The organism is Blastomonas natatoria (assembly GCF_003201955.1).
GTDB lineage: Bacteria > Pseudomonadota > Alphaproteobacteria > Sphingomonadales > Sphingomonadaceae > Blastomonas > Blastomonas natatoria.
In genome coordinates, this window is record NZ_QJJM01000006.1 from 1 (window position 1) to 13,406 (window position 13,406).

Annotated in this window: 13 protein-coding genes and 1 pseudogene; 5 read left to right on the top strand and 9 right to left on the bottom strand. The window is 62.8% G+C overall.

The window, feature by feature from the left end:
* Positions 1-181: 181 nt before the first annotated feature.
* From dgt to C7451_RS08470, 6 genes and pseudogenes are all read right to left on the bottom strand, one after another.
* Positions 182-802: pseudogene (gene dgt / locus C7451_RS08445) on the bottom strand (dGTP triphosphohydrolase); the annotation flags it as partial.
* A 137-nt stretch (positions 803-939) separates the two neighbouring features.
* Positions 940-1,635: an aspartate/glutamate racemase family protein gene (locus tag C7451_RS08450; protein ID WP_110298546.1), complete on the bottom strand. Its 696-nt coding sequence runs from the start codon at positions 1,633-1,635 to the stop codon at positions 940-942.
* Between the two features lie 5 nt (positions 1,636-1,640).
* The gene (locus tag C7451_RS08455) at positions 1,641-3,167 is read right to left on the bottom strand and encodes an NAD(P)(+) transhydrogenase (Re/Si-specific) subunit beta (RefSeq protein WP_425266471.1); all 1,527 of its coding nucleotides are present in this window, start codon (positions 3,165-3,167) and stop codon (positions 1,641-1,643) included.
* On the bottom strand, positions 3,167-3,451 hold the full coding sequence (locus C7451_RS08460; RefSeq protein ID WP_110298765.1) for an NAD(P) transhydrogenase subunit alpha part 2: 285 nt from the start codon (positions 3,449-3,451) through the stop codon (positions 3,167-3,169). Before C7451_RS08460 ends, C7451_RS08455 begins: the two co-directional genes overlap by 1 nt.
* A gap of 92 nt (positions 3,452-3,543) precedes the next feature.
* On the bottom strand, positions 3,544-4,674 hold the full coding sequence (locus C7451_RS08465) for an NAD(P) transhydrogenase subunit alpha (protein ID WP_110298547.1): 1,131 nt from the start codon (positions 4,672-4,674) through the stop codon (positions 3,544-3,546).
* Positions 4,675-4,685: 11 nt separating this feature from the next.
* Positions 4,686-4,817, bottom strand: a complete 132-nt coding sequence (locus tag C7451_RS08470; RefSeq protein WP_110298548.1) for an aa3-type cytochrome c oxidase subunit IV — start codon at positions 4,815-4,817, stop codon at positions 4,686-4,688.
* A gap of 136 nt (positions 4,818-4,953) precedes the next feature.
* Here C7451_RS08470 and C7451_RS08475 point away from each other — a divergent pair, with 136 nt between their 5' ends.
* From C7451_RS08475 to C7451_RS08495, 5 genes are all read left to right on the top strand, one after another.
* Positions 4,954-6,411, top strand: coding sequence for a sigma-54-dependent transcriptional regulator (locus C7451_RS08475; protein WP_244181746.1), 1,458 nt, complete (start codon positions 4,954-4,956; stop codon positions 6,409-6,411).
* A 62-nt stretch (positions 6,412-6,473) separates the two neighbouring features.
* The gene (gene recQ, locus C7451_RS08480; protein ID WP_110298549.1) at positions 6,474-8,243 is read left to right on the top strand and encodes a DNA helicase RecQ; all 1,770 of its coding nucleotides are present in this window, start codon (positions 6,474-6,476) and stop codon (positions 8,241-8,243) included.
* 65 nt (positions 8,244-8,308) lie between these two features.
* On the top strand, positions 8,309-8,791 hold the full coding sequence (locus C7451_RS08485; RefSeq protein WP_110298550.1) for a DUF1330 domain-containing protein: 483 nt from the start codon (positions 8,309-8,311) through the stop codon (positions 8,789-8,791).
* 32 nt (positions 8,792-8,823) lie between these two features.
* A complete protein-coding gene (locus tag C7451_RS08490) occupies positions 8,824-9,408 on the top strand; it encodes a TetR/AcrR family transcriptional regulator (RefSeq protein WP_244181747.1) in 585 nt (194 codons plus the stop codon).
* A 2-nt stretch (positions 9,409-9,410) separates the two neighbouring features.
* Positions 9,411-10,343, top strand: a complete 933-nt coding sequence (locus C7451_RS08495) for an SUMF1/EgtB/PvdO family nonheme iron enzyme (protein WP_167398484.1) — start codon at positions 9,411-9,413, stop codon at positions 10,341-10,343.
* Here C7451_RS08495 and C7451_RS08500 read toward each other — a convergent pair.
* The 3 genes from C7451_RS08500 to C7451_RS08510 are packed head-to-tail and all read right to left on the bottom strand — an operon-like array spanning position 10,300 to position 13,405.
* Entirely contained in the window at positions 10,300-10,719 is a 420-nt protein-coding gene (locus C7451_RS08500; protein ID WP_110298551.1) for a hypothetical protein, read from the bottom strand. The two genes, C7451_RS08495 and C7451_RS08500, sit on opposite strands and share 44 nt — an antisense overlap.
* Positions 10,719-12,380, bottom strand: a complete 1,662-nt coding sequence (locus tag C7451_RS08505; RefSeq protein ID WP_208625169.1) for a sulfatase — start codon at positions 12,378-12,380, stop codon at positions 10,719-10,721. Before C7451_RS08505 ends, C7451_RS08500 begins: the two co-directional genes overlap by 1 nt.
* Complete coding sequence (locus C7451_RS08510) at positions 12,377-13,405, bottom strand: glutathione S-transferase C-terminal domain-containing protein (protein ID WP_110298770.1); 1,029 nt, start codon at positions 13,403-13,405, stop codon at positions 12,377-12,379. The genes C7451_RS08505 and C7451_RS08510 overlap by 4 nt, the downstream gene beginning before the upstream one ends.
* Position 13,406 lies beyond the last annotated feature (1 nt).

Consider the following 13,406-nt stretch of genomic DNA (forward strand, 5'->3'; position numbering starts at 1 on the left):
AGCTGCGCCAACTCGGCCAGCGTCTTCTCGCCCCTCACGGCAGCCAATGCCACCTTCGCCTTGAATGCCGGACTGTGGTTACGGCGCGGTCGTCTGCTCATCTCGTCTCCTGTCAGGCCGCACAATGGCCCCCGTCAGGCAGAAAATCCACTTATCCCGATGTCCAGTTTTGCCAGGCCACCTCTATATCGTGATTGTCATAGGCAATGTCGTCAGCCACCGCCGCCACCTGGGCTTCCAGCGACGAGTAGCGCGCCAGATCCAGATCGATTCCGGCGTTGATACCATCAAGCGCCCAGGTCGCGCGCGCAACAGGACCGTTGTGCTTGGCCAGGCCTTCAAGCACTTCCCAGCTGAGGTTCAGCCCCTGCCAGCGCGGATAGGGCGAATCGAGCACATGCAGCGCGCGCAAGGTATGGGCATTGTGGTCGAACCCTCCCTGCCCGGCCATTGCCGCCTCAAGAGCGTCCTCTCCGGCATGGCCGAAAGGCGGGTGCCCGATGTCATGTGCCAGGCACAAGGCTTCGGTCAGGTCTTCGTCCAGACCCAGCACGCGGGCAATGGTTCTCCCGATCTGCGCGACCTCGATGCTGTGCGTCAGCCGGACACGATAATGGTCACCATCGGGCGCGACGAATACCTGGGTCTTGTGGCGCAGCCGGCGAAAGCTGATCGAATGAATGATCCGGTCGCGGTCGCGCTGAAAAGCACTGCGCGGTCCGCGCGTCGGCTCGCCGCCCTCGGCATATTGGCGCCCGCGCGAACGCGACGGATCACTGGCATAAGGCGCGCGGGGGTGCATGGTGACCTGAAGACTCCAATAGCGCCAAGCCGTTCTCCGGCGAAAGCCGGAGCCCAGCGGTCAGATTGTGCCAGATGACTCTGGATTCCGGTTTTCGACGGAAAACAGGATCGCCCTCGCCCACATGGGTTAAAAGATCAAGCCTCGCCCATGATCCAGTCGACTGCGGCCCGGGCATGGATCTCGGTGCCGTCATAGATCGGCAGCACATTCGCCTTGGTATCGACGATCATCTCGAGCTCGGTGCAACCCAGCACCACCGCCTGCACGTCTTCCTTGGCGATATTGGTGAGGAAGGTCTTCATGGTGCGCTCGGACTCGCGCACGACCCTGCCCTCCATAAGCTCCTCGTAGATGATCCGGTCGATCTCCTCGACGCGCTCCATCTCGGGGGCGAGCAGGCCGATGCCGTGCTTGACGAGGCGCTGGCGGTAGAAGCTTTCGAGCATCACATTGCGCGTGCCGATGATAGCAGCGCGCTTGATGCCATCGGCCTGCATCTTCTCGCCGACGCAATCGGCGATATGGATGATCGGCACACTGACCGCGCCCTGCACCCGGTCATAGACCTTGTGCATCGAATTGGCGCAGATCAGGATCGCGGTCGCGCCCGCCGCTTCGAGCGAGCGCGCCGCCACGGTCAGCTTCTCGGTCGCATGGTCCCAGCCTTCGGGCGTGCGGATTTGTGCCAGATCGCAGAAGTTGAGGCTCTCGATCACGATCGGGCCGCTGCACAGCGATCCGGCGCGCTTTTGCACCCCCTTGTTGATCAGCCGATAATAGGTCTCGGTCGAAACCCAGCTCATCCCGCCGATCAGGCCGATTTTCCGCATGCGGCTCAGTGCCCCAGATTCTTGACGATATCCTCGACCATCTTCTTGGCGTCAGCGAGCAGCATCATCGTCTGGTCCATGTAGAACACGTCGTTGTCGACGCCCGCATAGCCCACGCCGCCCATCGATCGCTTGATGAAGAAAACCGTCTTGGCCTTGTCGACATCGAACACGGGCATGCCGTAGATCGGCGAGGACTTGTCGGTCTTCGCCGCCGGATTGACCACATCGTTCGCGCCGATGATGAAGGCGACGTCGGTCTGCGAAAACTCGCTGTTGATGTCCTCTAGCTCGAACACCTCGTCATAAGGCACGTTTGCTTCTGCGAGCAGCACGTTCATGTGCCCCGGCATGCGGCCTGCCACCGGATGGATGGCGTATTTGACGCTGACGCCTTCCTTCTTGAGCAGGTCGCCCATTTCGCGCAGAGCGTGCTGCGCCTGGGCCACCGCCATGCCGTATCCAGGCACGATGATCACGCTTTCGGCCTGCTTCATCATGTACGCCGCATCTTCGGCGCTGCCGCGCTTCCATGGGCGATCGACCTTGGCCGCGCCGTCGCCGCCGCTGCTCGCCTCGGCACCGAAGCCGCCAGCGATCACCGAGATGAAGCTGCGGTTCATCGCCTTGCACATGATGTACGAGAGGATAGCGCCCGAGGAACCGACCAGCGCACCCGTGATGATCATCGCGGTATTCGACAGGGTGAAGCCCATCGCCGCAGCTGCCCAGCCCGAATAGCTGTTGAGCATCGAGACGACGACCGGCATGTCCGCGCCGCCGATCGGGATGATCAGCAGGAAGCCGATGATGAACGAGAGCACGGTGATTGCCAGGAACAGCCAGCCCTCGCCCGCGCCGCCATCGGGCGACACGGTATAGACCGCGATCATGCCGAGGATCGCGGCGAGCACGCCCAGATTGATGACATGACGGCCCGGCAGCATGATCGGCGAGCCGGACATGTTGCCGTTCAGTTTGAGGAACGCGATGACCGAGCCGGAGAAGGTGATCGCACCGATCGCGACGCCAAGCCCCATTTCGACGCGGCTTACGGCCAGGATCTGGCCATTGGCATCGAGAATGCCGAAGGCTTCGGGGTTGAGCCAGGCAGCGAGCGCGACCAGCACGGCGGCGAGACCGACCAGCGAGTGGAAGGCTGCCACCAACTGAGGCATGTCGGTCATCTTGATCTTGCGCGCGATGACGAAGCCGGCGACACCGCCGATCGCGATGGCGATCAGGATCTCGGCAATGTTGGCAATCTCATGCGTCAGCAGTGTCGTGATGACCGCGATCGCCATGCCGATCATGCCGAAACGGTTGCCGCTGCGGCTTGTTTCCGGACTGGAAAGACCGCGCAGCGCGAGGATGAAGAACACGCCCGCGACCAGATAGGCCAGCGACACCCAGGGGCTTACCGGAGCGGCATCGCCGCCCGAGGCAAAGGCCGGAACAGAGGTGAGCGCGCTGCAGGCTGCGGCGGCAAAAGCGAGTGGACGGTTGATGTTCATTGCTGCCCCCAGAGCCATCACTTGCGCTCCTTCTTCTTGTACATCGCAAGCATGCGCTCGGTGACGGCAAAGCCGCCGAAGATATTGACCGCCGCAAACACCACTGCGAGCAGGCCCAGATATTTCGCGACCGGAGAAATCGCCTCGGCGCTGGCCACGAGTGCGCCCACGATGATCACCGACGAGATCGCATTGGTCACTGCCATCAGCGGCGTGTGCAGTGCAGGTGTCACCGACCAGACGACATAATAGCCCACGAAACAGGCCATTACGAAGATCGAGAGGATTGAGATGAAGTCCATCTTCACATTCTCCATTCGTCCCGCAGGGTCGGCTTTGCCTTGCTGCGGGAGGGGTCCGGGCCATGCCGGTCAGATGTTCGATTGTCAGGCCATCAGCCTGCCAGCAGCCTTTCACTGACGACCTTGCCGCCCATGGTCACGCGGACACCCTGAACGATCTCGTCGTCATCGGGGAACACGGGGGCTTTCGCTTCCTTGTCCCAGAAGGCCGAAAAGAAGTTGAAGAGGTTGCGCGCGAACAGCGCCGAGGCGTCGGTGGCCAGACGCGAGGGCACATTGCGGTGGCCGACGATCTTGACGCCGTGCTTGACGACGATCTCGCCTGCTACCGCACCCTCGACATTGCCGCCCTGCTCGACTGCGAGGTCGACGATCACGCTGCCCGGCTTCATGCTGGCGATCTGCGCGTCCGAAATCAGACGCGGCGCGGGCCGGCCCGGGATCAGCGCGGTGGTGATCACGATGTCCTGCTTGGCAATATGCGACGAGACCAGTTCGGCCTGCGCCGCCTTGTATTCGTCGGACATTTCGGTGGCATAGCCGCCCGCACCCTCGCCTTCGATCCCGGCGACATTCTCGACGAAGATGGGCTTGGCGCCCAGCGACTGGATCTGTTCCTTGGTGGCAGAGCGAACGTCGGTCGCAGACACCTGCGCCCCTAGACGCCGGGCCGTTGCGATCGCCTGCAAGCCCGCAACACCGACGCCCATGATGAAAACCTTGGCAGCAGACACCGTGCCCGCTGCGGTCATCATCATCGGGAAGGCCTTGCCATATTCGGCAGCGCCATCGATGACCGCCTTGTAACCCGCCAGGTTCGACTGCGAGGACAGGATGTCCATCGACTGCGCCCGGGTGATGCGCGGCATGAATTCGAGCGCCAGAGCCTGGAAGCCGGCCGCCGCGTAGGCGTCGATGCGCGCGCGCTCCCCAAAAGGATTGAGCGAGGCAGCGATCATGGCCCCGGGCTTGGCCCCGGCAAGGCTGGCAGGATCAGGCCCCTGGATACCGAAAATGATGTCGGCATCCGCCAGCACATCGGCACGTCCGGCAACGCTGGCGCCGGCAGCTGCAAAATCCGCATCGGAGATCGACGCGTATTCGCCGGCGCCGGTTTCCACCGCCACGGTCGCTCCCAATCCGATGAACTTCTTGACTGTTTCAGGGCTCGCCGAAACGCGCCGTTCGCCCGATGCCTGCTCCTTGAGGACCGCGATCTTCATGCCGCCGCCGGTCAGCTGGCGATGAGGACGACGACGAACGCCGTGACCAGCGCCGCAACGATCGTGCCGGTCTTCAGCAGGCCCATGAAGCCTTCATAGGTCTGGCGGGCATATTCAATGTTGTTAGGTGTGTCTTGGGCCATAGTCAGAGCCTTCCCCGGTGATTAATGCCGAAATTGATATCGGTTCGCCTTAACCGAATGCCGGGTGTCGCTCAATCCCGCAAGCTTCAAATCGCTAGGGTGGACCAAAGCTTAGCTTTAATGGGGTTTTTACCACATGGCGTTAAACATCTGGGCGATGGCCAAGGAACGCACAGACGCAGACCAGCAGATCCGCCGGGTAATGCTGATCGATAACGAGCCGGCGCAATGCCGCCTGGTCGCAGCGCTTGCGACCAAGGCCGGATGGCGCACGATCTTCGCCCATGATTCGGAAACAGCGATTGCCATGCTGGGTACCCAGGAAGGGATGATGCTGGATGCGATCATTCTCGATCAGTGGGTGCCGGGCGACGAGGCGGCCGAACTGATCAAGGAACTGAAGGCGCGCCGCCCTGCCCTGCCGATCCTGATGCTGACGACCAGCACCTCGCCACTGCTTGCGGTGGAGGCCATGCGCGCCGGCGCGACCGATTACCTGATCAAGCCGATTGCGCCGGACCGGCTGATCGCTGCCCTGAACGCTGCCGCGCGCAAGGACGATGTGGACGAACTGCGACCGCTGACTGAAAAGATCGCAGCTCCGCTCGATTTCGACGAGATGATCGGCTCTTCGCCGCGGTTCCGCGCGGCGCTTGCCATCGCCGCCAAGTCTGCGCGCACGCACAGCCCGGTGCTGATCGAGGGCGAAAGCGGCACGGGCAAGGAGATGATCGCGCGTGCCATCCATGCCGCGAGCCCGCGCTCCAAGCTCGCGCTGCGTCTCGTGACCTGCGCCGGGGCTTCCAGCGGACAGATAGAATCGCAGCTTTTCGGCCATGAACGTGGAGCATTTCCCGGTGCCTTCGATCGCCATGTGGGCATCATACAGCGGGTCGAGGGCGGGACGCTGTTCATCGACGAGGTCGATCAGCTGCCCCTCGAATCGCAGGCCAAGCTTGCCGATGCGATCCGCTCGGGCGAGGTCCGCCCGCTCGGCGCCCGCCATGGCTTCCGCTGCGATGTCCGGTTCATCTGCGCCAGCAACGCGCCGCTCAAGCCCATGGTGGAAGCGGGGACATTCCGCGAGGACCTCTATTACGCGATCGCGCCTGTGCAGATCACCATTCCCGCGCTGCGTGACCGTACCAGCGACATCCCTGCCCTGGTCCGCCATTTCCTGGCGCGCATTGCAGAGCAGCCCGGGCTCCGCGGTTTGGGCATTACCGACGAGGCGCTGTCGCTGCTCTCGTCCTTCGACTGGCCCGGGAACGTTCGTCAGCTCCAGAATGCGCTCTTTCGCGCCGCGATCTTCTGCGATGGCGATGCGCTGACGACCGCCGAATTTCCGCAGCTGACCACGATGCTGGGCGAAGAGGAGCCGCGCCGGACATCAAGCCCGCATGATGGCATCGGCATCACGCTTTATGCCGAGGACGGCAACCTGCGCCCGCTCGAGGAAATCGAAGCCGACGTCATCCGCCTTGCCATCGGTCACTATCGCGGGCGAATGACCGAGGTTGCCCGGCGGCTCGGGATCGGTCGATCGACGCTGTATCGCAAGCTGACGGAACTCGGGATCGACAACGCCGCCTGATCTGGCCATCAGGCCATTATTTGCGCTTCCCTGCATTGATCCTCGCTCATAAGAGCGGGGGGATGACCCGCGATCCCCTCGACGTCCTGCACGAAACCTTCGGCTTTCCCGCCTTTCGCGGAGTCCAGCAGCAAGTGGTGACGCGCGTGCTCGCGCGGCAGAACACGCTGGCCATCATGCCGACAGGCGCCGGAAAATCGCTGTGCTATCAGCTGCCGGCTGTCGCGCTCGACGGCTGCTGCATTGTCATCTCGCCGCTGATTGCCCTGATGCACGACCAGCTCCGCGCGGCGCAGGCGCTCGGGATTCGCGCGGCCAGCCTGACCTCGGTCGATACCGATTGGCAGGAGACGCAGGACCGGTTTCGCGCCGGCGAACTCGACCTGCTCTACGTCGCTCCGGAACGTGCGAGCTCGGATGGCTTTCGCAGCCTGCTGGCGCGCGCGCCGATTGCGCTCTTCGCGATCGACGAGGCGCATTGCGTTTCCGAATGGGGGCATGATTTCCGTCCCGATTACCGGCTGTTGCGCCCTCTGCTCGACAGCTTTCCCGACTGCCCTCGCCTCGCGCTGACCGCGACTGCCGACGCGCATACGCGCGAGGACATATTGAAACAGCTTGGCATCGCGCCCGATGGCATGGTGATCGCCGGGTTCGATCGGCCCAATATCCGCTATGCCGTGCACCCGCGCGACGGTCTGACGCGGCAGATCGGTGATCTCGTCGCTACCAACCCCGGGCCCGGCATCGTCTACGCGCAGACCCGCGCTGCCACCGAAAAGCTCGCCGAGCAGCTGGGTCGCGACGGCCGTCGCCCGGTCCGCGCCTATCACGCCGGAATGCCGCCCGAGGAACGCCGCGCCAACCAGGATGCCTTCATCGCCAGCGAGGACATGGTGATGGTGGCCACCGTGGCCTTCGGCATGGGTATCGACAAGCCAGACGTCCGGTTCGTCGTGCATGCCGGGCTGCCGAAATCGATCGAGGGCTATTACCAGGAATCCGGGCGTGCGGGCCGTGATGGGGAGCCCGCAGAGGCGCACCTGTTCTGGGGAGCTGAAGATTTCGCCCGCGCGCGCATGCGAATCGGCGAGATAGAGGCAGAGCGGCAGGCTGGTGAGCGCGCACGCATCGCGGCGCTGGGTGCGCTGGTCGAAACCGGCGGCTGCCGCCGTGCGGTGCTGTTACGGCATTTCGGCGAATCGCCACCGGAGCAATGCGGCAATTGTGACAATTGCCTAAGCCCGCCGGACAGCGTCGATGCGACCCAGACTGCGCGCAAGCTGCTGTCTGCCGTATACCGGACCGGCCAGAGCTTTGGGCTGGGACATGTCGAGGCGGTGCTTCGCGGACAGTCCACCGACAAGGTCCAGCAGCGAGGCCATGATCGTCTGTCCGTATTCGGCATCGTCGATGGCGAGGAGGCGGTGCTGCTCAAGCCTGTCGCGCGTGCCCTGCAGGTGCGCGATGCGCTGGCGACCAACGAGCATGGCGGGCTGATGCTTGGCCCGGAAGCCCGTGCGATCCTGCGCGACGAGGTGCAACTGCCACTGGTGCTGCCGCCCAAGCGTGCGCGTCGGAGTCGGCGGGGAGGCGATGCCGTCAACCCGGTCAGCAATCCGCTGTTCGAGGCCTTGCGCGCGTGTCGACGCGATCTGGCCATGGAGGCAGGCGTACCGCCTTACGTGATCTTCCATGACAGCACGCTGCGCGAGATGACGGAAAGGATGCCCCGGACCCTCGATGCCTTGTCACGCATTTCGGGCATCGGAACGCGCAAGCTGGAAGCTTATGGTGAGGCATTTCTGCAGGTGCTGCGCGAGCACGGCTGATTTATTGACATTCATAGTGTCAATATATAGCCTTTCGGACAGAAACATGCCGAGAGGACAGGATCGTGCCACAACCCTTCACCGTCTTGAATGAAGTTTTTCCAGCCAATCCGGATACGCTTGCAGGCTTGATGCAGACGGGGCCGGACGGCCCGATCTTCATGATCAATCTGCTGAAGTTCAAGGAAAAGGCCGAATATGAAGACGGTCGTGCCACCGATCTGACGGGACGCGAAGCCTATATGATCTACGGGCGGGCGGTATCGCAGTTGCTGCCCAAATTCGGCGGTGTCGCGATGTTCGCGGCAGACGTCACGTTCCTGTCGCTCGGTCAGGTCGGCGAACTTTGGGATGAAGTTGCAATCGGGGTCTATCCCAAGCGCGGCGACATGGTGCGCATGTCCATGTCCGATGAATGGCGCGAGATCGCCGTCCATCGCAGTGCGGGCCTTGATGGCCAGCTGAACATCGAGACGGTTTTGTCACCCGAAGCAGCGAACATGCCATGGATGCAGCAGATCATGTCACTGGTTGGTCACAAGGGGTGACATAGGCCCAGCTTGGGGATAAGCGAATTTACATGATCCAGACCCCCTCCCCGCGCCATCCCGATGGTCGCAAGCAACGCAGCGAACGCAGCCGCCAGGCCATTGTCGATGCCATGCTCGAGATCATCATGGGCGGCAAAATGGAACCCAGCGCTGCTGAAATAGCAGAAAAGGCGGGGGTCAGCGCGCGTACCGTCTTTCGCCATTTCGAAGAAATGGATAGCCTTTACAGCGAGATGACTGAACGGATGGAGGCGGAGATCATGCCGATCATCCAGCAGCCGTTTACCGGCGAAGGCTGGCGGGCCCAGCTCGACCAGATGATCGAACGCCGCGCAATGATCTATGAACGAGTCATGCCGCTGAAGATCGCAGCCAGCATCCGCCGGTTCAGCTCGGACTATCTGATGCTGAATTACGAGCGTTTCGTGCATCTGGAGCGGACGGGCCTCGAGTCCCTTCTCCCATCTGCGATTCGCAAGGATTCGACGCTGTTTTCGGCGATAGAAATGTGTGCAGGGTTCCAGACCTGGCGGCGGTTGCGCCAGGATCAAGGCCTGACGACCCAGCAGGCGGCCGATGTCGTCCGGCTGACCATTTCGCGGCTGGTGGACTGACCTTGCCGCGTGCATCCTGGTTTCCCGGGATTGCCCTGGTTTACGTCATTGCCGGCTGCGGCCCCCAAGCGGTGCCGGAAAACGCTCCGAAGCAAGTCGCAAGCCGCGAATGCCCCGCCGCCATCGAGCAGGGCAGGTTTGTCGCCCTTCCTTCTGGCTCTTATCTGAAAGGCGCGGACCGGCTTTATCCCGAAGAGCGGCCGTCTGTCCGACTGCAAGTCGAAGGCTTTGCGATTCAGGCGCATGAAGTGACGAACGATCAGTTCGCTGCCTTCGTCAGGGCGACCGGCTATGTCACCGAGGCCGAAAGAGCTGCGACGAGCGATGATCCTGCAGCGGGCTCTGCGGTGTTCATGCGCGATGGCAGAGGCATGAACGGACGATGGCTGCTTCGCAAGGGGGCGACATGGCGGGCCCCTGAAGGCAAAGGTTCGAATATCGCGGGCAAGGGGCGGCATCCGGTGGTGCATGTCACGCTCGCCGATGCGCGCGCCTATGCCAGCTGGGCCGGAGGGCGCCTCCCCAGCGAAGAGGAATGGGAATATGCTGCCAGCAGCGGCCTGCCTGACCCTGCCAACCGCTTTTCGGGTGCGGTCGATGATCAGGGCCAACCCCGCGCCAATCACTGGCAAGGGGTTTTTCCGGTGCGGGACGAGGGCAAGGACGGCTTTTCGGGCACGGCGCCCGCAGGCTGTTTTTCCGCCGATCGCAACGGCGTGCACGATCTGATCGGCAATGTCTGGGAATGGACCGACAGCCCGGCGGATGACGCACGCATGATCATCAAGGGCGGAAGCTGGCTCTGTGCAGCGAATTTCTGCGCGCGCTATCGGCCCGCAGCACGCCAGCCTCAGGAAAGCGACTTTTCATCCAACCATATCGGCTTCCGGATCATTCGCGACGGCGCAGCGCCAGCACCAGGAACCAAGCGATAAGCGGCACGGCGACCAGCACCGCATAGCTTTCCGGCGGGTGATGATCGCTGGGTTTCAGGACCCAGAAGCTCAAGACGTGCAGAACTCTTTCAAGCAGCAGCAGCGCAAGTGCCAGCGGCACCAGTGCCCGGTGGAACAGGCCGATTGCGAGCATCATCAGCCCCCAGGCGATCTGCGTTGCCCCAGCCCAGGCAAATATGGAGACGATCCGGCTGCCATCGCCAGAAAGATCGATGCCGGCAATCACGCCCGCCCCGCCATCAGGCAGGAACACGTGGATGACGCCCGGGATAACCGCCAGAACGCCGCATAGCGCCAGGAACCGCGATGAGGCAGAGGGTTGAGCCGGTTCGATCCCGGGCAGCCGCATCGCCATCAGTTGGGCCAGTAGATCAGCGCGTCGCCCTTCCTGAACTTCACGCCAAGGGGCTTGTCGATGGCGACCGGCGCCTCGATCGTGTGCGGGTAGAGCGGCTTGCGAGCGCCTTGCTGGTGCCTGGCGAGCAGAGCCTTGAGCTCGGCGACCTTGGTCGGATTGGCGGCCGCCAGATCGCGCTGCTCGGTCGGATCGTCCTTGAGGTTGAACAGCCAGGTCTTGCGCGGGCGTTCGGTCACCTGAAGTTTCCAGTCGCCCTGACGCACCACGCGATAATAAGCGCTCTGCCAGAAAATGGCGTCATCGGGACGCTGGCCGACCGGGTTTGCCGGGTCGTCGCCAAGCAGATCAACCCCGTCGATCTCCAGGTCAGCCGGAAGCTTTGCACCGCCCGCCCTCGCAAAGGTAGGCATCAGATCGATATGCGCCACGGGCGTGTCGACCCGGGTCCCCGGCTTCACGCGGCCAGGCCAGCGCACGAACATCGGCACGCGAATGCCGCCCTCGAAAAGCGTGAGCTTCCAGCCGCGATAGGGAGCATTGACCTGTGGCAGGCCGATATAGCCGGCCCCGCCATTGTCGCTGGAAAACACGATGATGGTATTGTCGTCGAGACCCTGATCCTTGAGAGACTGCATGATGCGGCCTACCGAACGGTCGAGCGCGCGGACCATCGCGGCATAGACGCGCAGCCGGTGCGGCTTGATGTCGCCCACGGCGTCGTAATCGGCCCTGGTCGCCTGGAGTGGAGTATGAACGTTCCAGTGCGCGAGATAGAGGAAGAACGGGCGATTGCGGTTCGCTTCGATAACCTTGATCGCCTCGTCGGTCCAGTAGTCGGCCAGATAGCCGCCTGGTTTGAACCATTTTCCGCCGTTATAGCTGGTGGCGAACTGCATGCGCGCCCAGAGGAACTTGTCGATCGGGTCGAAATCGACCTTTGCATTGACGACGTTCGGATCGTCCTCGGGCAGGTGCATGGCGCTTGCCATCAACAGGCTTTCGTCAAATCCCTGCGCATTGGCGCTGAACTCGGGTCCGTCGCCGAGGTGCCATTTGCCGATATGCACGCTGTGATAGCCGGCAGGTTTCAGTATCTCGGCAATTGTCCGCTCGCTGCCTGGCAGGCCCTGACCATCGAAATCGGGCGCGCCTTCCACTGCGGCATCCAGATAGGTTACCGGAGGCAGGCCGGAATCCATTTCGTCGGACAAGGCCTTGACGATACGGCCCATGCCGTCGGGTGTCGGGGTAAATTCGAAGCCGGTGCGGGTGGGGTATCGTCCGGTGAGGATCATCGCGCGCGATGGGGCGCAACTCGCAGTGCCGGCATAAGCCTGCGAATAGATGGCGCCTTCGGCTGCCAGCCGGTCGATATTGGGCGTGGGCACTTTCCCGCCGGCCACCCCTCCTCCGAAGGTCGAGATGTCGTTGATGCCAAGGTCGTCCGCAAGGATGAACACGATGTTCGGCGGCCGCTTGTCTGCAGGCACGGCAGGACTGGCGGGGCCCTTCTGCCAGACGACATCGCGATGCGGCGCTATCTCGTGCTTGCCCATGTGCGACGCGGCAAAGAGCAGAACGGTGCTCTTGTTGAACCAGGCCCAGGTTCCTGCAGCGACAAGGACGACCAGCAGGCCGAGCAGGATACGGCGGATCATGCGACTGACTCGGGTGCGAACATCGCCTCGCACCCCGTTCCGGCAACCAGTGCGTCAAGTCTGTCCTTGGCCGCCGCAGAGAGGCTTTCGCGCGCTGCCCGCAACGTGACCAGGCATTTGGCCTGATACGGAAAGACAGGCTGGGTCCAGCGCCTGCCATCGATTTCGGTTTCGAAGTCGCTCTCTTCCGCCGCAGCAGCGCGCGCATTGGCGAGCAGGAAAGGTGCATAGGTGCGGCCGATCTCAGCCAGCAGCGCGCCGAGATGATCGGCCACGGCACCGTGTTCGAGCCATTGTCCATCAGGCAATCCGGACAGATCTTCTACCCTGTCCAGCCAGGCACGCAGGCGGGGAGCAGTTCTGGCCATGATCGCGGCGGGCGTCGGATCGACGATGCCGAGCTGGGTGAGCTGACCATAGATTGCAAAATCTGCCGCCGATGGCCGGGTGCCCAGCACGAAGCCGGTGCGGGCAATCACCCGGTCGAGAATTGCGACCAGCCGCTCGTAGCTTGCCTCGATGATGGGCGCGGTTAAATCATTCGAACCGACGACATAAAGCCGATCGATCTGTCGGCGGGCAAAGCTGTCTGCCATCTGCCTGCCCATCTCGTCCGAATAGGTCGGGTTCTGCCAGAACACGATCAGCGCTGCGGCGTTGTCGGCATCTGCCGCATAATGCCAGCGATAGTGGAACATCATCTTGGTCATCCACTCGTCGGCAAAATCCTCGATCAGCAGGTCGAGAAAGCCGAGCAGCTCATCTTCGGGCAGCACCGAGCGGCCAGCATGCTCTGCTTCAAGCCGCCGGATGATCGGCGTGGAATCGACCAAAGCCTCGCGGCTTTCACCTTCCCCGAAATAGAAGGTCGGCAGCAGCTTCACCTTGGGGACAGGATAACCTGCGGGGGGCTGCATATGGCTGCCCCAGATCATGCGATGCGCGATGCAGCGATAGCGCAGCAACGCCAGCATCTTGCGCGTATAGGGCGAACCCGGCGCCCCGAGCAGTTCGATCATCTGCATG

Bases quoted from the DNA above. Each gene is read 5' to 3' on its own strand.
- C7451_RS08465 (WP_110298547.1), bottom strand. From the start codon at position 4,674: ATGAAGATCGCGGTCCTCAAGGAGCAGGCATCGGGCGAACGGCGCGTT.
- C7451_RS08475 (WP_244181746.1), top strand. From the start codon at position 4,954: ATGGCGTTAAACATCTGGGCGATGGCCAAGGAACGCACAGACGCAGAC.
- C7451_RS08500 (WP_110298551.1), bottom strand. From the start codon at position 10,719: ATGGCGATGCGGCTGCCCGGGATCGAACCGGCTCAACCCTCTGCCTCA.
- recQ (WP_110298549.1), top strand. From the start codon at position 6,474: ATGACCCGCGATCCCCTCGACGTCCTGCACGAAACCTTCGGCTTTCCC.
- C7451_RS08455 (WP_425266471.1), bottom strand. From the start codon at position 3,167: ATGGCTCTGGGGGCAGCAATGAACATCAACCGTCCACTCGCTTTTGCC.
- C7451_RS08460 (WP_110298765.1), bottom strand. From the start codon at position 3,451: ATGGACTTCATCTCAATCCTCTCGATCTTCGTAATGGCCTGTTTCGTG.
- C7451_RS08505 (WP_208625169.1), bottom strand. From the start codon at position 12,380: ATGATCCGCCGTATCCTGCTCGGCCTGCTGGTCGTCCTTGTCGCTGCA.
- C7451_RS08450 (WP_110298546.1), bottom strand. From the start codon at position 1,635: ATGCGGAAAATCGGCCTGATCGGCGGGATGAGCTGGGTTTCGACCGAG.
- C7451_RS08510 (WP_110298770.1), bottom strand. From the start codon at position 13,405: ATGCAGATGATCGAACTGCTCGGGGCGCCGGGTTCGCCCTATACGCGC.
- C7451_RS08490 (WP_244181747.1), top strand. From the start codon at position 8,824: ATGATCCAGACCCCCTCCCCGCGCCATCCCGATGGTCGCAAGCAACGC.
- C7451_RS08470 (WP_110298548.1), bottom strand. From the start codon at position 4,817: ATGGCCCAAGACACACCTAACAACATTGAATATGCCCGCCAGACCTAT.